Annotated in this window: 23 protein-coding genes; 17 read left to right on the top strand and 6 right to left on the bottom strand. The window is 58.2% G+C overall.

The genetic code is table 11. From position 1 onward, the window contains the following. The first annotated feature begins 24 nt into the window (after nt 1-24). The 8 genes from ACFCXQ_RS06160 to ACFCXQ_RS06125 all read left to right on the top strand — a co-directional run bounded on the left by ACFCXQ_RS06160 (nt 25) and on the right by ACFCXQ_RS06125 (nt 6,364). On the top strand, nt 25-306 hold the full coding sequence (locus tag ACFCXQ_RS06160) for a BufA1 family periplasmic bufferin-type metallophore (RefSeq protein ID WP_379554077.1): 282 nt from the start codon (nt 25-27) through the stop codon (nt 304-306). Between the two features lie 36 nt (nt 307-342). Further along, nucleotides 343-807, top strand: coding sequence for a DoxX family protein (locus ACFCXQ_RS06155; protein WP_379554075.1), 465 nt, complete (start codon nt 343-345; stop codon nt 805-807). Nucleotides 808-837: 30 nt separating this feature from the next. Next, on the top strand, nt 838-1,368 hold the full coding sequence (locus tag ACFCXQ_RS06150) for a sigma-70 family RNA polymerase sigma factor (RefSeq protein ID WP_379554073.1): 531 nt from the start codon (nt 838-840) through the stop codon (nt 1,366-1,368). A 2-nt stretch (nt 1,369-1,370) separates the two neighbouring features. Further along, nucleotides 1,371-2,012: a DUF1109 domain-containing protein gene (locus ACFCXQ_RS06145; protein ID WP_379554071.1), complete on the top strand. Its 642-nt coding sequence runs from the start codon at nt 1,371-1,373 to the stop codon at nt 2,010-2,012. Nucleotides 2,013-2,078: 66 nt separating this feature from the next. After that, nucleotides 2,079-3,233 carry a flavodoxin-dependent (E)-4-hydroxy-3-methylbut-2-enyl-diphosphate synthase gene (gene ispG, locus ACFCXQ_RS06140; protein WP_379554069.1) on the top strand — a complete coding sequence of 385 codons (1,155 nt, stop codon included), beginning with the start codon at nt 2,079-2,081 and terminating at the stop codon, nt 3,231-3,233. Between the two features lie 11 nt (nt 3,234-3,244). Continuing rightward, nucleotides 3,245-4,693, top strand: coding sequence for an NAD(P)-binding protein (locus tag ACFCXQ_RS06135; RefSeq protein WP_379554067.1), 1,449 nt, complete (start codon nt 3,245-3,247; stop codon nt 4,691-4,693). After that, nucleotides 4,683-5,300 carry a thioredoxin family protein gene (locus ACFCXQ_RS06130; RefSeq protein WP_379554065.1) on the top strand — a complete coding sequence of 206 codons (618 nt, stop codon included), beginning with the start codon at nt 4,683-4,685 and terminating at the stop codon, nt 5,298-5,300. Before ACFCXQ_RS06135 ends, ACFCXQ_RS06130 begins: the two co-directional genes overlap by 11 nt. 143 nt (nt 5,301-5,443) lie before the next feature. Next, complete coding sequence (locus ACFCXQ_RS06125; protein ID WP_379554063.1) at nt 5,444-6,364, top strand: histone deacetylase family protein; 921 nt, start codon at nt 5,444-5,446, stop codon at nt 6,362-6,364. Here ACFCXQ_RS06125 and ACFCXQ_RS06120 read toward each other — a convergent pair. After that, entirely contained in the window at nt 6,355-6,909 is a 555-nt protein-coding gene (locus ACFCXQ_RS06120) for a hypothetical protein (protein WP_379554062.1), read from the bottom strand. The genes ACFCXQ_RS06125 and ACFCXQ_RS06120 overlap by 10 nt on opposite strands. Before the next feature lie 36 nt (nt 6,910-6,945). On the opposite strand from ACFCXQ_RS06120, the gene ACFCXQ_RS06115 reads away from it, so the two are divergent. After that, on the top strand, nt 6,946-7,674 hold the full coding sequence (locus tag ACFCXQ_RS06115) for a murein L,D-transpeptidase catalytic domain-containing protein (protein ID WP_379554060.1): 729 nt from the start codon (nt 6,946-6,948) through the stop codon (nt 7,672-7,674). A 64-nt stretch (nt 7,675-7,738) separates the two neighbouring features. Continuing rightward, nucleotides 7,739-7,954 (top strand): hypothetical protein, encoded by a 216-nt coding sequence (locus ACFCXQ_RS06110; protein WP_379554058.1) that lies wholly within the window; start codon nt 7,739-7,741, stop codon nt 7,952-7,954. Between the two features lie 87 nt (nt 7,955-8,041). Here the strand turns inward: ACFCXQ_RS06110 and ACFCXQ_RS06105 are convergent, their stop codons facing one another. Further along, nucleotides 8,042-9,457: a L,D-transpeptidase family protein gene (locus ACFCXQ_RS06105; protein ID WP_379554056.1), complete on the bottom strand. Its 1,416-nt coding sequence runs from the start codon at nt 9,455-9,457 to the stop codon at nt 8,042-8,044. Nucleotides 9,458-9,672: 215 nt separating this feature from the next. Between ACFCXQ_RS06105 and ACFCXQ_RS06100 the strand changes: the two genes are divergently transcribed. The 4 genes from ACFCXQ_RS06100 (at nt 9,673) to ACFCXQ_RS06085 (ending at nt 14,703) form a co-directional block, all read left to right on the top strand. Further along, entirely contained in the window at nt 9,673-10,569 is an 897-nt protein-coding gene (locus ACFCXQ_RS06100; RefSeq protein WP_379554054.1) for a DMT family transporter, read from the top strand. Nucleotides 10,570-10,961: 392 nt separating this feature from the next. After that, nucleotides 10,962-13,634: an aconitate hydratase AcnA gene (gene acnA, locus ACFCXQ_RS06095; RefSeq protein WP_379554052.1), complete on the top strand. Its 2,673-nt coding sequence runs from the start codon at nt 10,962-10,964 to the stop codon at nt 13,632-13,634. Then, a complete protein-coding gene (locus ACFCXQ_RS06090) occupies nt 13,591-14,064 on the top strand; it encodes a rhodanese-like domain-containing protein (protein ID WP_379554050.1) in 474 nt (157 codons plus the stop codon). Before acnA ends, ACFCXQ_RS06090 begins: the two co-directional genes overlap by 44 nt. 72 nt (nt 14,065-14,136) lie before the next feature. Continuing rightward, nucleotides 14,137-14,703, top strand: a complete 567-nt coding sequence (locus ACFCXQ_RS06085) for a rhodanese-like domain-containing protein (RefSeq protein WP_379554048.1) — start codon at nt 14,137-14,139, stop codon at nt 14,701-14,703. A 9-nt stretch (nt 14,704-14,712) separates the two neighbouring features. Here ACFCXQ_RS06085 and ruvB read toward each other — a convergent pair whose 3' ends face one another. From ruvB to ruvA, 4 genes are all read right to left on the bottom strand, one after another. Further along, nucleotides 14,713-15,759, bottom strand: coding sequence for a Holliday junction branch migration DNA helicase RuvB (gene ruvB / locus ACFCXQ_RS06080; RefSeq protein ID WP_379554046.1), 1,047 nt, complete (start codon nt 15,757-15,759; stop codon nt 14,713-14,715). Further along, entirely contained in the window at nt 15,756-16,040 is a 285-nt protein-coding gene (locus ACFCXQ_RS06075) for a hypothetical protein (protein ID WP_379554044.1), read from the bottom strand. Before ACFCXQ_RS06075 ends, ruvB begins: the two co-directional genes overlap by 4 nt. Before the next feature lie 19 nt (nt 16,041-16,059). Further along, on the bottom strand, nt 16,060-16,620 hold the full coding sequence (locus tag ACFCXQ_RS06070; protein ID WP_379554042.1) for a DsrE family protein: 561 nt from the start codon (nt 16,618-16,620) through the stop codon (nt 16,060-16,062). Nucleotides 16,621-17,023: 403 nt separating this feature from the next. After that, nucleotides 17,024-17,632 (bottom strand): Holliday junction branch migration protein RuvA, encoded by a 609-nt coding sequence (ruvA, locus tag ACFCXQ_RS06065; protein WP_379554570.1) that lies wholly within the window; start codon nt 17,630-17,632, stop codon nt 17,024-17,026. A gap of 191 nt (nt 17,633-17,823) precedes the next feature. Here ruvA and aroC point away from each other — a divergent pair, with 191 nt between their 5' ends. The 3 genes from aroC to katG all read left to right on the top strand — a co-directional run bounded on the left by aroC (nt 17,824) and on the right by katG (nt 22,202). Further along, a complete protein-coding gene (aroC, locus tag ACFCXQ_RS06060; protein ID WP_379554040.1) occupies nt 17,824-18,900 on the top strand; it encodes a chorismate synthase in 1,077 nt (358 codons plus the stop codon). 37 nt (nt 18,901-18,937) lie between these two features. Then, nucleotides 18,938-19,825 carry a phosphotransferase family protein gene (locus tag ACFCXQ_RS06055; protein WP_379554038.1) on the top strand — a complete coding sequence of 296 codons (888 nt, stop codon included), beginning with the start codon at nt 18,938-18,940 and terminating at the stop codon, nt 19,823-19,825. 172 nt (nt 19,826-19,997) lie between these two features. Further along, the gene (katG, locus tag ACFCXQ_RS06050; protein ID WP_379554036.1) at nt 19,998-22,202 is read left to right on the top strand and encodes a catalase/peroxidase HPI; all 2,205 of its coding nucleotides are present in this window, start codon (nt 19,998-20,000) and stop codon (nt 22,200-22,202) included. The last annotated feature ends 16 nt before the right edge of the window (nt 22,203-22,218 follow it).

The raw sequence follows: 22,218 nt of genomic DNA, 5'->3' as shown, positions 1-22,218 counted from the left end.
TGAACCCATATTTGGAGAAGACAGATGAAAAACTCAGTAGCTAACCTCGCCGGCCTCGCACTTGCAGGCAGCATCGCAGCAGGCCTCGCCGCAACTCCAGTTGCCGCGCAAAAAGCCCCAGTTGAAAAATGCTACGGCGTTTCAAAAGCCGGCAAGAACGATTGCGCCGCAGGCCCGGGCACAAGCTGTGCCGGTACTTCGACTCGCGATTACCAAGGCAATGCCTGGACCTACGTCAAGAAGGGCACTTGCGAGAACATCAAGACGCCAAAAGGCAACGGCTCGCTGAAGGCTGTGCGTCGCTAAGCGGCACGCACATCACTCAAGAAGGTAAGGTGAACCATGCAAAGTCTAGTCTCAATCTATGATCGACTGATCGCATTCGCATCATCGCGTATCGTGGAAGGGCTGGCTTTGCTGGTCACCCGCCTGGCGCTCGCTGGAATATTCTGGCGCTCGTACAAAACCAAGATCGTCGAAGGCACTTGGTTTGAAATTGACGAGTTTCAGTACATTCTTTTCGACAATGAATTCGCAGGGCTCCCCCTGTCGTCAGACATTGCTGTGCCATTGTCGATGTATGCCGAGTTTCTCTTTCCAATCCTGCTGGCGATTGGCCTGGCCTCACGCTTCGGCGCGGTTGCCTTGATGGTCATGACGCTGGTTATCCAGATCTTCGTGTTCCCAACGTCAGCACACTTCTGGGGCTGGGCTATCACGCCGCTTGCCTTGGGGCTGATCATAGTGGTGCGCGGCGGCGGATTGTTCTCACTCGACGCCTTGATTGGATCGCGCCGAGCGAAGTGATAAGCTAAGCGGGCCTGGGAGGAGAGAGCGATGATCGCAGACGAAGTAACATTGGCGCGGCTGATGACCCAAAGTCAAAAGGGTGACAGCCAGGCCTACACCGTGCTGCTTTCGGAAATACAGCTCTGGCTAGAGCGGTATTTCAGGCGCCGTGTCTCGCCGGCTCAGCTCGACGATCTTGTGCAAGAAGTCATGATGGCAGTGCACAAGAAGCGTTCAACCTGGGATGCGAGCCGAGCTTTTCTGCCGTGGCTAGCGGCGATCGCGCGCTATCGCTGGGTTGATCACTTACGCAAAGTTTACCGCAATGCGGAAGACGAGCTGGGTGATTATGATGCAGCGGAAGACAGCGAAGAAGAAGCTGTCATGGCCCGTATGAGCCTGGAGCGACTATTCGTTCACTTGCCTGAGAAACAGAGCGAAGTGATCGAAATGGTCAAGATTGAAGGACTGTCCATTAAGGAGGCAGCCGATAGAACGGGTCAGAGCGAAAGCCTGGTCAAAGTAAATATTCACCGCGGGCTAAAGAAGCTGTCCGCGCTTGTTGAGAAGGCAGAATAGAAATGAACAGGGTTCCTAATCCGCTGATCGCTGAGCTAGCGGCAGACCTTGAACCGGTCCGCCCGCTTAAGCTGATCCACGGTATCGTGCTGGTCACGCTCGCAGCGGCGGTAACTGTTGTCGCAGTCGAGGCTATCGATGGCTTGTGGCGCGGCATCTTTGCCGGGCGAGCGGCTCCGTTTTTCTTTGTGACCAATGGCATGCTCGCCATTCTTGGCGCAGCGGCGTCCTTGGCGGTGGTTCGCATGGGTACGCCCCATGTTGGCAACACGCACGATGGCGCGCGCTGGTCGTTCGTAATGCTCGTGCTCCTGCCAATCACCGCTGGGATGATCCTGCTTTCGCAAGGCTCTTTTGCCCAGGTGCTTCATGATCAATACGGCGTCGAGTGCTTTGTGTCTGGTACCGCTTTCGGCTTGATCACGGCAGCTGCTTTGACCATGTGGCTGCGCCACGGCGCACCGGTTTCGATCAATTCTGCAGGTTGGTATACTGGCATTGCGTCCGGTGCGATTGGCAGCGTAGCATTTGGCCTGGCATGCCCAATCGATACCGTGGGGCATCTCGGCATCTGGCATGTCGCCCCGGTTGCTGTGAGCGCAATCATCGGACGGCTAGTCGTGCCATCGCTCGTTCGCTGGTGATCGCATAATTCCCATTGCAAGCAATGCTGGCTTTAATCGGATGACGAGAGCGCCTATAGAAGGAGCATGTCATCAGATAGCCTAGCAGCAATCCGCCCCTGGCGAACAATTGAACGGCGTTCCTCGCGCCAAATCATGGTCGGCGACGTTCCCGTAGGCGGGGACGCGCCGATCACTGTTCAGACCATGACCAACACGCCCACCGAGGATGTTGGTGCAACCATCGATCAGATCCGCCGCTGCGAAGATGCAGGTGCTGATATTATTCGTGTCAGCTGCCCGACAGAGGAAGCGACCGAGAACTTCGATCAGATTACGCGGGCTGCGAATATCCCTATCGTCGCCGACATCCACTTCCATTATAAGCGCGCTCTAGAGGCCGCCGATAAAGGCGCGGCCTGTTTGCGGATCAACCCCGGCAATATCGGCTCAAGCGAACGCGTGGCCGAGGTTGTGCGCGCGGCGAAAGCCAACGGCTGCGCGATCCGTATTGGCGTCAATGCGGGGAGCTTGGAAAAGGACTTGCTCGAGAAGTACGGCGAGCCCTGCCCCGAAGCGCTGATCGAAAGCGCGCTCGATCATATCAAACTGCTGCAGGATCACGATTTTCACGAATATAAAGTCGCGGTGAAGGCCAGCGATGTGTTCCTCGCGGTTGCAGCCTATCACGGGCTGGCAGAAACAGTCGATTGCCCGCTGCATCTCGGCATTACCGAGGCTGGCGGATTGATTGGCGGGACAGTCAAATCCTCGATCGGTATGGGATCGCTGCTCTGGGCGGGAATTGGCGACACCATCCGCGTGTCGCTTTCCGCCGAGCCTGAGCAAGAAGTCAAAGTCGGTTATGAAATGCTCAAAGCACTGGGCCTGCGCACACGCGGCGTTCGTGTGGTGTCCTGCCCATCATGCTCGCGCCAGGGTTTTGACGTTATCCGCACGGTTGAGGCGCTGGAAGCCCGCCTAGACCATATTAAAACACCTATGAGCCTATCTGTGCTCGGCTGCGTCGTGAATGGCCCTGGCGAAGCACGCGAAACCGATATCGGCCTGACCGGCGGCGGCAGCGGCAAACACATGGTCTATCTCTCCGGGGTCAAAGACCACCATATCGAAAACGAAGACATGCTCGATCACATAGTTAGGCTGGTCGAACAAAAAGCCGCAGCGATCGAAGCTGGCGACGCGGTGGCGTTTGATCCGCATGCTGAAGCTGCGGAATAAAGGGACATATAATGGCAAGTATTGAAACCGACTACCTGGTCGTGGGTGCAGGCGCAGTGGGCATGGCCTTTGTCGATACGCTGCTTGAGGAAGATCCCGATTGCCATGTCACGATCGTCGACAAACACGCTAAGCCCGGCGGCCATTGGAACGATGCCTATTCCTTCGTGACACTGCATCAGCCAAGCTCGACTTACGGCGTGAACTCAGCCGAATTATGCTCAAACCGGGTCGATACACATGGCCACAACAAGGGCATGTATCCGCTCGCCAAACATGCCGAGATCCTCGCCTATTACGAGCGGTTGATGAATGAGCACTTCCTGCCCAGCGGCCGGGTCGAGTACCTTCCTTTGAGCGAATATGTCGCAGGCGACGACGGCGCGCATTCGGTTCGCTCGATCATGTCGGGCGAGGAAACCACGGTGAGCATCCGCCGCAAGCTGGTCGACGGCACCTATTTCCAAACCTCAGTGCCATCCACGCACAAACCCGCGTTTGAAATCGGTGACGGCACGCGCTTCACCATTCCTGGCGATTTGCCGGGGCTTTGGAAGGCAGCGGGTGATATCCCGCAAAACTTCATCATTCTGGGCGCTGGCAAAACCGCTATGGATACAGGCGTCTGGCTACTCGAAGCAGGGATCGCGCCGGAGCGGATTGGCTGGGTGCGCCCGCGCGATAGCTGGATGTTCAACCGCAAATATCTCCAGCCTGCTCACGCAAACATTGAAGGCCTGATGGAGTTCCAGATGGCGCAAATGCGGGCCGCTGCAAGCTCGCAAACAGGCGATGAGATGTTCGCCAAGCTTGGCGAGGCGGGACATATGTTGCGGATCGACCCGGACACCACGCCTAGCATGTTCCACTTCGCGGTAATCTCTGAGGCGGAGGTCGCAATGCTCGGCTCCATCGAGCAAGTCTATCGCCAAGGCCGCGTGACGCGCATCGAACCGGGCGCAATGCATTTTGCCAATGAGACAGTGGAGGTCCCGCAAGACACGCTGTTTATCGACTGCACCGCCAGCGCCGTGCCGTTTGAGGTGCGCAAGAGCCCGCGCCCATTCTTTGATGGCGATGTCATAACGCTCCAACTCGCGCAGACGCCTTTCGTGCCATACAGCGCAGCGCTCGCGGCGTTTCTTGAGGTGAATTTTGAGACCGATGACGAGCGCAATGCGCTGGTCCCATGCGCTCCGCTGACCGATACAACCAGCACCTATCCTGCCGCTTTCTTCGCAAATTTGCGCAGCACAGGGCTGCTCTCACAGAACCCCAAGGTCAATGCATGGAATGCCAAGAGCCGCCTCCATCCCACAGGCCCTGCAGTCGCAAAGCTGATGGCTGAAGGCAGCCCCAAACTTGCGGCGCTGGGCGAGATTGGCAAAACCGTTCAAGAAACCATGCCAGGCATTATGGAACTGGGCATGAAGGCCTATGCCGAGCACAATGCAACCTGAAGTCGGACAGCATGAGGTTGGGCAGCCCGATACGGGGGATGCGGCCAGCCCCGCTGGGAAGGTGAACAAGCGGCTTGCGATTACCCTTGGGGTTTGCGCAAGCCTGCTTCTGCTGAGCCTCATCGCGCTGGGCACGCTGGCTTACAAGACTGGCGTGATTGGGAAAATCGCGGGCGGTCATAATTACCCGGAAGCGCGCTTGTATGATGCGTCGCTGGATGCAGATGCTGCGGTTGATGCAGCGCTGGCCCGCGCTCAGGAGACGGACAAATATGCCTTGATCGTGCTGGGTGCGAATTGGTGCCATGACAGCCGAGCCTTTGCAGGATGGATGGAAACCGAGCGCTTCCAAACCCTGATTGCGGACCGCTTTGAGCTTGTCTACGTCAATGTGGGCATGCCGCAAAGCGAGGACGGCCATAATCTCGATATTGTGCAGCGCTTTGGCTTTGAGAGCTTGGAGGGCACGCCGACGGTGCTGGTAATCGCACCGGATAGCACAGTTCAAAACGCTGAGACGGCCAAGAGCTGGCGCAACACCGCGAGCCGCAGCGAAGATGAAATTTATGATGAGCTCGCCGCGCTGAGTGAGAAATCGGGCGTGTAGATTGCATCGACATTCAGATGATGGTGAGCCGAAAGCGTGGGTTTTGCGAAACCCGGAGCACAGCGTAGACCCGCTACGTGAGCACCGGAAGTTCGCAAAGCGCATGCTTGCAGGCCATCAGCACTGAATGACGATGTAATCTAATGCTCCATGTCGTCCATCACGCCGATTACATGGCCCCGCGACCGGAACGCGGCACATTTAAGTTCGACAAGTACTATCTGGTGATGGAGGCGTTGAGGGCGGCGCGCGCGCCTATGACCGAACATGCGCCTGAGCCGATGCCGCGTGAGTGGCTGGAGGCGGTGCATGATCCCGCCTATGTCGAGCAGGTATTCACCGCCACTGTACCCCGCGAAAAAGAACGCCGCATTGGCTTTCCCGTAACCGCGCATATCGCCAGCCGCGTACGTCACACCAACGGCGGAACATGGCTAGCCGCCAAGCTCGCGCAGCAGCATGGATATGCGGCAAATAGTGCGGCGGGCAGCCACCATGCCCTCCACGACACCGGCGCGGGTTACTGCGTGTTCAATGACCTAGCCGTGGCCTCAAACCGCTTGATTGCGGAGGGTGACGCCAGCCGCATACTGATTATCGATCTCGATGTGCATCAGGGTGATGGCACCGCGAGCCTCACCGCGCTGCGCGGCGACATTTTCACTTTCTCCATTCATGCGGAAAAGAACTTTCCGGTGCGCAAGGCGCGCTCCGACCTTGATGTGGGCTTACCCGACGGGGTGGATGATGATGGCTATATGGAGGCTCTGTCGCAGCATTTGCCAGCTCTGATTACAGATTTCGCGCCGGATTTGGTGCTCTATCAAGCGGGCGTTGATCCGCACGCGCAGGACAAGCTTGGCAGGCTGGCATTGACCGATGAGGGGCTGGCCAAGCGCGACCGATTTGTGGTCTCAGAAGCGCGTCAGCGCGGCATTCCCATCGCAAGCGCGCTCGGCGGAGGATATGGCGATGATCAACGCGCGGTAGCTGAGCGACATGCGCGCTCAATGCTGGCAATGGCGGCGGTGAATGCGAGATTCCCCGCGCCAAATCACCAATAAATATCGACGTAGTCGGTCAGGTAATCGCACCATTCAAACTCGCGCAGCCGCCAGTAGGGGCGGTTCTGAGTGACTGCGAAACGCCAGCTTTTGTCCCGCTCGCACAAGCGCCCTATGTGCGGTGTATCGGCAAGGCGTATCCTGCCCTCAAAGGTGAAGTAATCCGCGCCAATCTCGCTGACATAGCCATCAAGATAGAGCCTTCCCGGACCGCCCTCCTCGCTCTGCACAGCGGTCAGGCGCAGCACGCCATCCTCCATACGCGCGTTGACGGACCCGCGCCGTTCCCATGAAATCCATTGCAGCGTCGCGCCCTTTGCGCCGAGCAGGCGCCGAGCGGCCGCCTCGTCCAAGATGCGCGTCGGCGGGGTTGGCTGGGATAGCCCTTCGGACACGACAAAGGTGCCCGTGGCGCTGGCACTTGTTGCTCCGGTGGTTTCTATCGATATTCCGGCATCTTCGCGTGCGGGCGCTGCGCACGCCGCAAGGCTGAGGGAGCTGGCGCTGAAAAGAGATATTACACCGATTTGGATGGCTTTGTTCATGACTTACACAAATACGCTGTGCTATTACGTTAGGCAATGAAACGCCGCGAACTTCTTAAAGGCGCTGTCGCCTCTGCCGCTACGCTTGCCGTGGGCGCCCCCATGCGCCTTGCTGCTCAAGTCAATTCAACCGCTGCCCGCGATGCGCGATTGCTCGCCACCGCGCGTGAACAGCTCGCGCGGGTTGGCGCAAACATTTGGCGCAAGGATATTGTCGGGATTGCCGATTTCGGCCTGCACTCTGCAAAGGAGCGCTTCCATTTCGTCGACGTCGAGAATGAGCGGGTGAAGAGCTTTCACGTGACGCATGGCGATGGCTCTGACCGTGACCATGATGGCTGGCTCAACCGCTATTCCAATGTCGAGGGCAGCCATTGCACCAGCCGCGGCGCGTATATGACGCGGAGCTGGTATGTTGGCCGTTTTGGCACATCAATGCGCCTTGACGGTTTGGACGAAACCAATTCGCTGGCGCTGCCGCGCGCAATCGTCATGCATAAGGCCGAATATGCCCGGCCAGAACATATTGCGCGCTGGGGCAAGCTTGGCCGTTCAAATGGTTGCTTTGCCATGGGCCCTGAACAGTTCGGGATGGCGCTGACAGAGCTGGGCGGTGGACGCTTGCTCTTTGCGGATAGCCTGGGCTTTGCCGAGGATGGCAGCGTGGTGACCCCGCCGCATCCTCAGCCGCATGTGACCGAGACTGAGCTGTTGCGGCCTGCGCGAGAGAACACGTTCCAGCGTACCAATCCTGGTGTGTTTTAAGGATCTGATTGAGGTTGAGCCTTGCGACCTATTAGCGAGTGCGTCCTATTGCCAAAGCTGAGCTATGGAACAGTATCATCGCCTGATACATATTGATGAGCCGCAGCCTGATCGCGCCGCCCTTGAAAAGGTGATGGAAAGCGCCCCCGGCGTAAGCAATGTCGTTATCGTTGGCTCGCATCCGAAGGGAGGCTACGAAACTCGTTTCCGCCTCGCATCCGATACGCTCGGATCGTTAATTGCCTACATGGAAGAAAGCGGTTGGCGATCAGTCCTTTAGCCGCCAGCTATGAGTGTGTAGCCTAATCTTAGGCAGCCGCACCAACGCCTGCCCGGATGGCAACATGATCATTGAGAGAGCTAGGAGCTAACCTGCCCGCGGATCAGCCTCAATCACAATCACCTCTTCTTGCGTTTCACGCAGCCGCTCGATCTGGCGCGGTTTGTCGAGCGCGGCCAGTACCGGAGCATCGCGGCCATAGATGTCCTTGAACGTCTTCAGCTCACCGTCAATGTCCTGCGCCATGGTGAAATAGGTGATATACACCGGCCAGTTATTCTTGATGTCATAAAGCGTGTATTTGCCGCTGCCAGTGATCTGCTCGACTTCTTTTTGGATCGCTGGAATATCATCCTTCGTCTCCATATTGCCGAGCATCGCCATGGTCATCGCGAGCGTGCGCGCACCTTCGACACGGATGCAGCCATGGCTCAGCGCGCGATTGGCATTCTTGAACAAATGCCGCGAGGGCGTGTCATGCAGGAAAATCGCATGGCGGTTGGGCATATGAAGCTTCATCAGGCCGAGCGAGTTAGTCGGCCCGGGCTGTTGCACGACGGTGATCCAACCATTGGCGCCCTTGGTCGCTTTGTAGCCATTGCGCTTGGCCCAGACGGGATTGTTGAGCACCTTATTGCCGAGCCCTTCGCCTTTCACAATGCTCTGCGGCACCGTCCAGGTCGGGTTGAACACAACGCCTTCGACAATCTCCGCGAGCTGCGGCGTCGCATTGCGACCCGGCTTACCCACCACGGTTTTATAGCTGCGAATGATCTTTTCATTGACGGTCAAACGCAGCTGAAACTCGGGCACATTAGTGAGCAGATATTTTCGTCCCAGATCGCGCGCCAACCAGCGCCAGCGATCCATATTCGCGCGGATCAGCTTGGTACGCGCCGGATCGTCAGTTTGCGCCAACGCTTCTTTGAGCTTCGCATAATCTGGGTGGACCGGACTAAGCGCGTTGAGATTGGCGGTTATGTCGCCGCCCGCCAGCGTTTCGGCGAGCAATTTGCCGGTCGGCATGCGGTCAGCGTCGGGATCGACCACGAACCACTGTTTACGCGCTTCCATCGGAGTGCGGCCATCGCGCAGGTCTTCGACCAACCAGACGAAAGCTCGGCTCGCGAGCGCATTGAGCACTTCACCTTCGCCCGCTTTGATCGCGGTACGCAAGCTCTCAAGCCCGTAATCCGCGGGATCAAGACCTTCCGCACCAATAGCTGCGATAAAGCTCGCAAGCTCCTCAGCCTGATCAAGGCTCCACTCACCCGTAAGGGGGTAGGTTTTCTGCACGATCTCGGCCGGCTCAGCGAAGACCGTGCCTTCAAAGGCTTCTTGAACGCTCGCGGGTTGAGCTTCGGTTGCAATAGCCTCTTCGGCGACCTCCGGCTGCGTTTGAGACAGCAGATCTTGCGGGCCGGAATCTTGCGAAAGGACTACGGTTGACGTGGCGAGCGCAGCAAGCGCACTCGTTTGAATTGCTAAGCGAATTACCTTCATCGACCCCACCGATTGAGTTGCTCGGACGGGCATTTCGCGCCCGTCGGAGCATAAATATACCAAAACACAGCTAGTTACCACATTTGGGCCTGAGTCTTACCTGAATAAAATGGCCTGAATAAAATGGCCTGAATAAAATGGCCTGAATTAACTTGCCTGACCCAACTGGCAAAATCGCTTGCCGCCCGCCGCTGCGGTTCTATGCAGGCAACCCAATGGCCACACCCAATCACAGCCTGCGCCCTATATTCGCGACGATCATCGGTATCGCATTTTTCTCGGCGATGGATGCAGTGATGAAAAGCGCCTCGCTCGCTTTGGGAGCATACAGCGCGTTCTTCCTGCGGTGCCTGATCGGGGCAATCATCATTGGCCCGGTGTGGTGGTGGCGGGTGCGCAAATGGCCCGAGAGGGCCGCGCTGAAAGTCCACCTCACTCGCGGCATAGTGGTCGCCTTTATGGGTTGGACGTTCTTTTTCGCGCTGGTCCGTTTACCCTTAGCAGAAGCGATTGCGCTGTCCTTTATCGCACCGCTCATCGCGCTGTATCTGGCGGCCATTTTGCTAGGCGAGGCCATCCAGCCCAAGGCGATTGTCGGCGCGCTGCTGAGCCTTGCAGGTGTCGCGGTGATTGTCAGCGGTCGTCTCAGCCAAACAGAAATGAGCGCGAACGCCATAATTGGCCTTGCTGCCTTGCTGCTTTCTGCAGTGCTTTATGCGTGGAACCTTATTCTCCAGCGTCAGCAAGCCCTGCTCGCCTCGCCCGCCGAGGTAAGCGCATTTCAAAACAGCATCGTGTCCCTGACTTTGCTGGGCTTTGCGCCATTTTTGCTGGTGCTGCCGAGCGGCTCTGCGCAATGTACAGAGTGGCTGACGCTGATTGCGGGCGCATTGTTCGCCATTGCCGCCGCGCTGTTCCTGTCATGGGCCTATGCCCGCGCAGAGGCGCAAGCGCTCGTTCCCATTGAATACACCGGATTTTTATGGGCAGCCCTGTTCGGCTGGATCTTCTTCAGCGAAAACATCAGCATCACCACCGTTTCAGGCGCTGTACTTATCGTAATTGGCTGCTGGATTGCTGTCCGAAAGGACAAAATGCAGAGCCCGCCATAATTTTGTTTATGGTCGGGCCTCTGCGGATGCGACTGAGGGCTCTGTATTAGCCTGTGCTTCAGCTGGATTCAGTGTGAGGAACACCGCAACCGCAAAGCAAGCCACCACTGCTGTGCTTGCGGCAATGACACCGGCGCGTAAACTAGCCAAATTGGCCTGAACCGATGTGTCCCCCATTTACGCGGTGTCCCTCATGCGTGAAACTTCGTATGAGATGGGTAATAAACGGGTAGACGACAGGAGCAAGTAAACGCTTGTAACATCTAAAACCAATTTGTCATTTTCGCCTCCAACCCTTGACCAAATGGCCCGAAAAGAGCAGGTGGCGAGCATATTTTGCCGCCCTGTAGAATCGACATGAGGCGGCTCCATTCAGAAAGGACGCATCGCGCATGACTCAGGTCGGCAAGGACACGCTCGGAACACGCTCAACCCTCAATGTAAACGGCAAGGATTACGCCTATTATTCCTTCGCCAAGGCGGCCGAGAAAATCGGTGACGTATCGCGGCTTCCATTCAGCCTGAAAGTTCTTCTGGAGAATATGCTGCGCTTTGAAGATGGAGGGTTCACTGTTGGCGAAGAGCATGTTCGCGCAGTTGCCGATTGGCAGAAGAACCCGGTCACCGGCAGCGAGATTCAATACCGGCCAGCCCGCGTGCTTTTGCAGGACTTCACCGGCGTTCCTTGTGTGGTCGACCTTGCCGCGATGCGCGACGCGATCAGCAAGCTCGGCGGCGACACGCAAAAAATCAATCCGCAAGTCCCCGTCAACCTCGTGATCGACCACTCGGTAATGGTCGATGAGTTTGGCCACCCCAAAGCGTTCGAGAAGAATGTTGAACTGGAATATGCCCGCAATGCGGAGCGTTATGACTTCCTTAAATGGGGCTCAAAGAGCTTCAAGAATTTCTCCGCTGTTCCTCCGGGCACTGGCATTTGCCACCAGGTGAACCTGGAGCACATCGGCCAGGGCGTTTGGTCCAGCGAAGATCAGGACGGCGCTACCGTCGCTTATCCTGACACCTGCGTTGGTACAGACAGCCACACCACCATGATCAACGGTCTTGGTGTGCTCGGCTGGGGCGTTGGCGGGATCGAAGCGGAAGCCGCAATGCTGGGCCAGCCGATTTCCATGCTGATCCCCGAAGTTGTTGGCTTCAAGCTTGAAGGTGCGATGGCCGAAGGCATTACCGCTACTGACCTCGTGCTAACCTGCGTCCAAATGCTGCGCGAAGTCGGCGTGGTTGGCCGCTTTGTCGAATTCTACGGCCCTGGCGTCGCCAACCTCACTCTCGCTGATCGCGCGACGATCGCCAATATGGCACCTGAGTATGGCGCGACTTGCGGATTCTTCGGCATTGACGACAAGACGCTGGACTACATGCGCTTGACCGGCCGCAGCGAGGAAAACATCGCACTGGTTGAAGCCTATTCCAAAGAACAAGGCATGTGGTTCGAGCCCGATAATGAGCCGATCTTCACCAAGACGCTCTCGCTCGACATGAGCAGCGTTGTGCCAAGCCTTGCCGGGCCAAAGCGCCCGCAGGACAAGGTTATCCTCCCTGAGGTGGACGAGCTGTTCAATGGCGACCTCAAGACAACCTATAAAAAAGACGCGCCCGTTCGCGTCGATGTGGCCGATACTGACCACGATATTGGCGACGGCGACGTTGTGATCGCGGCGATCACCAGCTGCACCAACACATCCAACCCTGATGTGCTGATCGCGGCGGGTCTGGTCGCGAAGAAAGCCAACGAGCGCGGCATGCAGCCCAAGCCTTGGGTAAAAACATCACTCGCACCGGGCAGCCAGGTAGTCACCGACTACCTCGTCAAGTCGGGCCTGCAAGATGACCTTGATGCAATCGGCTTTGACCTTGTCGGCTATGGCTGCACCACCTGCATCGGCAATTCCGGCCCGCTGGCCGCGCCGATCAGCAAGGCGATCAACGGCAATGATATTGTCGCAGCCTCAGTCCTGTCGGGTAACCGCAACTTCGAAGGCCGTGTCAGCCAGGACGTGCGCGCTAACTTCCTCGCATCACCCCCGCTCGTGGTCGCTTATGCGCTGAAGGGCACTGTCACTGAAGACATCACCACAACGCCGCTGGGCCAAGACAAAGACGGCAATGACGTGATGCTCGCCGATCTGTGGCCGACCAACGCCGAAATCGCTGAGAACCGCGCAGCCAATATCGACCGCTCCATGTTTGAGGCCCGCTATGCCAATGTCTATGCGGGCGATGAGCACTGGCAGAACATTCAGGTTGAGGCGTCCGACACCTATCAATGGCGCCCGGGCAGCACCTATGTCGCCAACCCGCCCTATTTTGAGGGCATGGAAATGACGCCTGCTCCAATCACTGACGTGATTGATGCCAAGCCGCTCGCGGTTCTGGGCGACAGTGTGACAACCGACCACATCTCGCCTGCTGGCGCGATCAAGGCAGACAGCCCGGGCGGTGAATATCTGATGCAAAATCAGGTCGCTAAGGCCGACTTCAACTCCTACGGCTCACGCCGCGGCAATCACGAAGTGATGATGCGCGGCACCTTCGCCAACATCCGCATCAAGAACGAAATGGTCCCGGGTGTTGAGGGCGGCTACACCACATATAATGGCGAGCAGATGGCGATCTATGACGCCGCGATGAAGCACAAGGCCGATGGCACACCGCTGGTTGTGATCGGCGGCAAGGAATACGGCACAGGTTCATCGCGCGACTGGGCGGCCAAGGGCACAATCCTGCTGGGTGTGCGCGCCGTGATCGTTGAGAGCTTTGAGCGTATTCACCGCTCTAACCTGGTCGGCATGGGTGTGCTTCCGCTGCAATTCAAAGATGGCGAAGGCCGCGAAAGCCTTGGCCTGACGGGCGATGATAGCTTCACCATCAAAGGCCTCGCTGACCTCGAGCCGCAGCAGGATCTTGAGATCGAAGTCACCCGCAAGGATGGCAGCAAGACCAGCTTCACCGCACTGTGCCGGATCGATACCGCTAACGAAATGGAATATTACCGCAATGGCGGCATCCTCCATTACGTGCTGCGCAAGCTGGCGGCATAAGGTGCGGGCGCTTCGACTATTGGCCGTCGGTGCAGCGCTCGCGCTGTCCGGCTGCTCGGTCACCGTCAACAACAATGATACCCGCACCGCGAGCTCTTACGCCCGTGATGCCGCACCCACGGTCGAAACACTGACCGCTACCGAGCTGGCCGCGCTGGTCGATTCGGGCGAAGTCGTCTTGATCGACGTGCGCACGCCAGCCGAATTTGCCGAACAGCGTCTCGCCGGCGCGCTCAATGCGCCAGTGCAGACCTTCGATGCGGCGTCCATACCGCGCGATGAGACCCGCGAGGTGATCCTCTATTGCCGCTCTAGTGGTCGCTCAGAGCGGGCGGCTATAATGCTGGCAGATGAGTGGGGCGGCACGGTTCGTCATTTGGAAGGCGGCATCATCGCTTGGAATGATGCAGGGCTGCCAACCATCAAATAGCGTGAACGAAAAGTAAGCTCGTTCAGCACTGATCTATCTGAGCGCTCGCACATGTGCAGGCGGAGGATAGTTATGACCGGTTTCAAACATGCACTTGCCAGCTGCGCGATCGCCTGCGCCCTAGGCAGTTTTGGTGGCGCTGCGATTGCCCAAGAACAGACCGTGCAGGCCGAACAGGCCCCGCAAATCGACTATGCCGGGTTTTCCGAGCTGACACGCGAAGTCGCCACTTATCGTGAAGGCCGCCTTCTGGAGCGTGAGGAATTCTTCGCGCGCGCAAGCAAGGAAGGCGCGCTCATCCTCGACACCCGGTCAGCCTCGGCGTTTGAAATGGGCCACATAAAGGGCGCGGTGAACCTGCCGTTTTCCGACTTTACCGAAGGCAAACTCGCACAGGTGATCGGCGACAATGCTGACCGCCCAATCTTCATTTATTGCAACAATAATTTCACGGACAATGTCGCGCCAGTTGCATCAAAGCTAGCCCCGCTCGCCCTGAACATTCCGACCTTCATCAACCTCTATGGCTATGGGTATAAGAATGTTTGGGAGTTGGAGGGGGCAATGCCTACCGCCGAGGTGGCTTGGGTCTCACCCGTATTCGATCAATTGGCCGCGAACACTTCTGCTCGGGACTAAACGCCCGCGCTAGCCCTCGTCTTTGTCGAACAGGTTCTCTTGTCCGCCAGCGCTGCCTTGCGGCGGGGTTAGGCCAAGATGCGCCCACCCGCGATCATTAAGGCAGCGCCCGCGCGCCGTTCGCGCAATGAGCCCGAGCTGAATCAGATAAGGCTCGACCACTTCCTCCACCGTATCGCGCGGCTCGGCGAGCCCGGCCGCGAGCGTTTCCACACCGACCGGCCCGCCCTTGTAGATATCCGCGATCATGGTGAGATAGCGGCGATCCATTGCATCAAGGCCGAGCGCATCGATCTCAAGCTTGGTCAGCGAACTGTCAGCGAGTGCCTTAGTCACGGTGCCCTGACCGGCGACATGGGCAAAGTCGCGCACGCGGCGCAGCAAACGTCCGGCAACACGCGGCGTTCCGCGAGAACGGCGGGCGATCTCTCCCGCGCCGTCTTTGTCAATCTTGAGCCCGAGCAGCCGCGCGCCGCGCGATACCACCAGTTCCAGCTCATCATGCGTATAAAAGTTCAGCCGTACTGGAATACCAAACCGGTCGCGCAAAGGCGTGGTCAACAGGCCCTGCCTTGTAGTCGCGCCAACCAGTGTAAATGGCGGCAGATCAATCCGCACGCTACGCGCCGCTGGCCCCTCACCAATGATAATGTCGAGCGCGCGGTCCTCCATTGCCGGATACAGCACTTCCTCAACCACGGGATTGAGGCGGTGAATCTCGTCAATGAACAGCACATCATGCGGTTCGAGATTGGTGAGCAGCGCGGCAAGGTCGCCTGCCTTGGCAATGACCGGGCCGCTAGTCGCACGAAAGCCAACGCCCAGCTCGCCTGCAATAATCTGCGCGAGCGTGGTCTTGCCCAGCCCCGGCGGGCCAAAGAACAGCGTGTGGTCCATCGCCTCGCCGCGCGATTTGGCGCTCTTGATAAAGACGCGCAGGTTCTCGCGTGCGCCCTCTTGCCCGATAAACTCCTTGAGCGTTTTGGGCCGCAGCGCCGCATCAGGATCGTCCGGCTGCCGATCAGGCGAGTGGATTGGGGTGTCAGGGTCGGTCACGCAACACCTGAGTGATTGGGGAACCAGATCCCTCGTTTCAGAAAATTGCCCATGTTTGGTCGGACATGCTTTCCTTCGATATCCCCTATTCCGCTCACTTCAGTGACGTTGCCAATCGCAATTTCCCCATACTCGGCCTCAAGTTGATCACGCGCGTCTTTCTCATCGTGACCGGTCACCCCAACACCCAGTGCAATACCCTGATCACGACCCTCTTGCGGATCTTCGAGGTCAAACCACAGCACTATCATCACCCGGCCATCCTCATCGGTGCTTCCCACAACAAGATTATCCGCCCAGTCAAAACGGGTTCACCGTATAGCCGCGCTGTTGCAGCAGGGCATGCGCGGTCATCGCTGACAGCGCCGTCTCAACGCCCGGGATCAGATCATCGGCGGCAATACCATGAGCCGTGCCGCTCTGCCCACACAGGATAAAGCGCACGCCTTGATCAAGCATTGCGCGGATCATTGCGCCGGAGGGATTGTCGGGCGCCTCTTCCTCTTCGCCAATCGGCTGGCGGGCTGCCCAAGCAACATTGTTCAGCAAATCAAGCGAGGCCTTGCCATGCACCACCACCGCGATGCGGATATTGTCCTCATCCACGCCGCTTGCGACATGCATATTGATGAAGCGCGCCGCGCTCTCAAACCCGCGATTGCGCCCGCCGTCTTTCGCTGGCTCGGCGACATCAAACGCATGGGCAAACTCTGTGTCCGCAGGGGCCTCACCCAAGCCATCGACCGGGGCATGCGGGCCGAAACCCTCAAACACCGGGCCGGTTTTAAAGGCGGACAAATCCTGCGCGGAGGCCGAGGAGGCGACGAGCACTCCTAACAAAGCGATCAATGTACTTTTCATGTGTTGCCCTCCTTGATGGTCCGCATTGTAAGATCGTAGCCACAGTTGGCGCATGAGCGCCTCGGACAAAAGCGGTATTGCGCATTGTCCGGGGCATAGCCCGAAGGTGGAGAATGGTCGAAACAGGATTGGCCACATTGAGAGCATTCCTGTGGCGATAGCCAAGCAGCCAAAGCGTCGCATGCAAGGCTTATGCGAACTTCCCGTGGATCGCCTCCACCCCCAAACCCATTGCCATTACCTCCAGCGCCAACAGACAAGATACTGATCAAGAAGACCGCGAAGAGCCACTCAATTCCTGTATGGAAGTAAACTACGACCGATAGGGGAACTAGAATCAACAAAGCGAACCAGACCCAACGCATCGTCATCCATGCTCCGTATGGGCTCCGCAGCCATCCCATCATCCCGCTGCTTTCTTGAGCGCGACGCGGATCACATCGCCCTCGCTCGCATCCTCGCCCAATTCAGCGATTGCCCGCGCAACGGCCTGCGCAGCGACAGCGGGTTTGAACCCCAAGTTCTCCAACGCGCTGACCGCATCTGCGCTCGCGCCGCCTTTGGGCACCGCCACACCGGCAACTCCGCCTACGCCCGCGCCACCGGGCAAAGCCCCCGCCTTGTCTTTCAGCTCGTTGACAATGCGCCCGGCCAGCTTTGGCCCGACGCCATTCGCGCGCGCTACGGTCGCGGCATCGCCGCCCGCGCAGGCATCGCGCACCTCGCCTGTCGAAAGTGCCGACAGTATCGCCAATGCCACCTTACTGCCCACGCCCTGAACCGTCGTCAGCAGGCGGAACCAATCGCGCTCGGAGGCTTCCGCAAAGCCTAACAGGCGCATGTCATTCTCGCTCACCTGCAAATCGGTGTGCACGGTGCACGCCTCACCCAAATCTCCCAGCGCAGCGAGTGTTTTGGTCGAGCAATGGACCAGATAGCCGACGCCGGACACATCGACGATGGCCCAATCCTCGCCCACTTCATCGAGCCTGCCGGATAGTTTTGCGATCATGGGGTGTTTGTGGAGGAAAGTGGGGCTCCGCGCCATAGGAGAGTCTTTGTTTTCCGCAGCACCTCCGTGCTGCGATATCCTCGCTCACACGATCAAAGATCGCGTCGCTGCGGGCGGGCAGTCGCCCTTGCGACGCCTGCGGCGTCGAACTGGCGCTTCCCATCCAAGTCATTTCCTTTATGGAGTCCCACATGAGCTGGAACACATTCGGACGCGTGCTGCGCTTTACGACTTGGGGCGAGAGCCATGGACCTGCGCTGGGCGCTGTGCTGGATGGCTGCCCGCCTGGGCTGGAGCTGAGCGAGGACGTGATCCAGCCGTTTCTTGACGCGCGCAAGCCGGGACAAAACAAGTTTACCACGCAGCGTAAAGAGGCGGACCTCGTCAAAATTCTCTCGGGCGTGTTCGAAGGCAAGACGACCGGCACGCCGATCAGCCTGATGATCGAGAACACCGATCAGCGCAGCAAAGACTATTCCGAAATCGCCAAGACGTATCGTCCCGGCCATGCCGACTACACCTATGACGCGAAATACGGTTTTCGCGATTATCGCGGCGGCGGACGGTCGAGCGCGCGGGAAACTGCGGCGCGTGTTGCGGCGGCGGCGGTGGCGCGGCTCGCGATCCCAGAGGTGAAGCTCACAGCCTATGTCAGCGAAATTGGCGGCGATGGGATCGACCCCGCGAACTTCGACGCGAGCGAGATCAACAACAACCCGTTCTGGTGCCCCGATGCGGCGGCGGCCGAGCGTTGGGCTGCACTGATTGATGAGGCCCGCAAGGCAGGCTCATCATTGGGCGCGGTAGTAGAATGCGTGGCTGAAGGCGTACCCGCCGGATGGGGCGCACCGGTCTATGCCAAGCTCGACAGCGACCTTGCGGCAGGCATGATGACCATTAATGCCGTCAAAGGCGTGGAAATCGGAGACGGCTTTGGTGCGGCGCGGCTCTCAGGCGAGCAAAACGCTGACGCCATGACGCCAGGCGCAAATGGCTCACCAGACTTCGCCGCAAACCACGCGGGCGGAATTGCAGGCGGTATATCCACTGGACAGCCCGTGGTTGTCCGCGTTGCATTTAAGCCCACCAGTTCGATCCTGACACCTGTCGATTCGATCACAAAGGATGGTGAAGCGGCGCAGGTCCGCACCAAGGGCAGGCACGACCCATGCGTGGGTATTCGCGGTACGCCCGTGGTCGAGGCGATGATGGCGCTGGTGCTGGCCGATCATAAGATGCTGCACCGGGCGCAGGTAGGCTCGAACTAGCGTGGCAGGATAGCACGCACGGATAGGGTCGGATCAATTGTCAAGATATGGCCAACTCAATCAGATGGTTGCCGCGCATTTCCCCGGTGCCCGGCTTTTGTCTTTTGAGGTCCTGAGCGGGGGCGTATCGGCAAATGTCGCCCGGCTGGACATTGCGCTAAGCGGCGGCAGTACGCGCTCCATAATTCTGCGAGAACACGGCGTCACTCATGATGGGCACAATCTGGATGTTGAATTTGCGCTTTTGAACACGCTCAACTCAGCGGGTCTGGCCGTCCCCAAACCACTGGCGCGTGATGACAGTCAAACGCTTCTCGACCATCCCTATCTCCTGTTGGAATTCGTTGAGGGTTCGACTGAGATACCTGCAGAGCAGGTGGACGCTCGGATTAGCATCATGGCAGAGCATCTCCCTTCTATACACGCCGTGCCCACTGCCTCTTTGCCCCCGCTTCCGCGCATCATCGACCCGGTGCCGGAATTGCTTGAGGTGATTCCCGATCATCCAGAATGGTCTAAATTGATGCAAGGGGCCCGCGCGCTAACGAACACCGCCTATGATGGCGAACCTGTTTTGCTCCACTGCGATTTCTATCCGCGCAATATCCTGTGGAATGAAGAGGGGGCGATCGAAGCGGTAATTGATTGGGAGGATGCGTCCATTGGCGACCCGCTGTTCGATGTCGCTTGCACCTGTCTCGAACTACGGTACCTTCACGGCAAGCCGGGCGAGCAGAGTTTTCGAGAAGCGTGGGAGCGACACCATACGATTGAGCCGATGCGGTTCGCACTTTGGCAGGCTTATGCAGCGGCGTGGGGACTTGAGAATATGGGGAATTGGAAACTGGAGGCTTCGACCGAGCAGGCGATGCGGCAGGAAGCTCTTGATACGATCTCGGAAGCAGCAAATATCATCGGGTGTTGACCAGTCGCCTTATCTGTCTTCGGCAAGCCCCTACCCCTAATCGAACCACTCACTCAATCACAACCAATCAATCGATTGGACGAATTAACCTCAAACCGTCATTTAGGACGGGTAAACGACTCGTGATCGGCGCATTTTTCGCGTCACCACCTCAACTCTAAGGAGAGACCCCATGGATGCAGTAACCGGAGATATGGCAAGCGGTTGCCCTTTTGATCATACGAATGATACACGCTCACTTCTTGGCCGCACCAACAAGGATTGGTGGCCTGAAAGCGCCAATGTCGAAATCCTCACGCAAGGCGGCCGCGGCGCTGACCCCATGGGCGACGACTTCGATTATTGCGAAGCGTTCAACTCTATCGATTACGATGCGCTGAAAGCTGATCTGACTGCGCTGATGACGGACAGCCAGGACTGGTGGCCTGCCGATTATGGGCACTATGGCCCATTCTTCATCCGCATGACCTGGCACGCAGCGGGCACCTACCGCACCGGCGATGGCCGCGGCGGTGGCGGTACTGGTCAGCAGCGCTTTGCGCCGCTCAACAGCTGGCCTGACAATGGCAATCTCGACAAGGCGCGCCGTCTGCTTTGGCCCATCAAACAGAAATACGGCAAGAACATCAGCTGGGCAGACCTGTTCATCCTTGCTGGCAACGTTGCAATCGAATCTATGGGCGGACCCGTGTTCGGCTTTGGCGGCGGACGCAAGGACGTGTTCGAGCCAGAAACAACCTATTGGGGCACGGAAGAACTCTGGGTCGATACCGGCGCTGAAACACGCATTGTCCCAGAAGAAGGTCGCGAGATCGAAAACCCACTTGCAGCAATTCAAATGGGCCTGATCTACGTCAACCCAGAAGGACCGGGCGGCAATCCTGACCCGCTTCAATCTGCTCGTGACATGCGCGAAACATTCGCTCGCATGGCCATGAATGACGAAGAAACCGTCGCTCTGACCGCTGGCGGTCACGCCTTTGGGAAGGCGCACGGCGCAGCTCCGTCTGACACATTCGGCGATGCGCCAGAAGGCGAAGCGCTGCACAATCAAGCGACCGGCTGGTTGACTGACCAAGCCGAGATTGATGCAGGCAACATCACGACGTCAGGGATCGAAGGCTCATGGTCGAACAACCCGACTTCATGGTCGCATGATTACTTCCGCCTGCTCTTCAAATATGATTTTGAACTCACGAAGAGCCCAGCTGGCGCTCAGCAGTGGACGCCGATCAATCCGGATCCAGAAGATCTGGCACCAGATGCGCGGGACCCGAACAAGAAGGTTCCAACCATGATGACCACCGCCGATATGGCGCTCAAAATGGACCCGGAATACGCCAAAATTTCCAAGCGTTTCCTGGAAAATCCAGAGCAGCTGGATGACGCATTCGCGCGTGCATGGTTCAAACTGTGCCACCGCGATATGGGCCCGAAGGTTCGCTATATGGGTCCTGAAGTTCCTGCCGAAGACCTGATCTGGATGGACCCTGTTCCAGCCGGTTCAACGCCATCGGACAGTGCGGTTGCCGACTTCAAAGCAGCGGTTCTGAGCAGCGGCCTGAGCGTAAGCGCATTGGTCAAGGCGGCATGGGCTTCGGCCTCGACATACCGCAACACAGACCATCGCGGCGGTGCCAATGGCGCTCGCGTGGCTCTTGCCCCGCAAAATGGCTGGGCTGCAAATGATCCAGAAGAGCTGAGCGGGGTGATCGCCAAGCTAAACGAGCTGCGCGGCGACATCTCGCTGGCCGATGCGATCGTCCTGGCAGGCGCAGCAGCAGTTGAGAAAGCGGCCAAGGACGGCGGCTTTAACGTCAGCGTTGGCGTGACCACGGGCCGCGGCGATGCCAGCGAAGCACAAACCGATGCGGAAAGCTTTGAGCCGCTTGAGCCGTTCGCTGATGGCTTCCGTAACTATCTGCGCAATAAGGCTTCGGTGAAGACCGAGGATCTGCTGCTCGATAAGGCGCATCTGCTCGGCCTGTCCGTACCTGAGATGACCGCTCTGGTCGGCGGCATGCGGGCACTGGGCGCAGTCAGCGGAAACACCGGTCACGGTGTCTTCACTGACCGGGCTGGCACGCTGAGCACTGACTTCTTCGTCAACCTGCTCGACATGAACAACAAATGGGCTCCGGTCGATGGCAGCGAAGAAGAGGAATATGTCGGTGTTGACCGCAAGACCGGTGCTGAAAAGTACCGCGCCACTCGCGCTGACCTGATCTTCGGCGCGAACTCGATGCTCCGCGCGCAAGCAGAAGTCTTCGCCGAAAGCGGCAATGAGCAGCTGTTTGTCGACACCTTCATCTCAGCATGGACCAAGGTGATGGACGCAGATCGTTTTGATCTGAGCCACGCCAAATATCACAGCTAAGTTACACGACCCCCAA

This window comes from Qipengyuania rhodophyticola (assembly GCF_042493225.1).
Taxonomy (GTDB): domain Bacteria; phylum Pseudomonadota; class Alphaproteobacteria; order Sphingomonadales; family Sphingomonadaceae; genus Erythrobacter.
The sequence above is the reverse complement of the archived record's forward strand: the minus strand, read 5'-3'. Positions and strand labels throughout refer to the sequence as shown.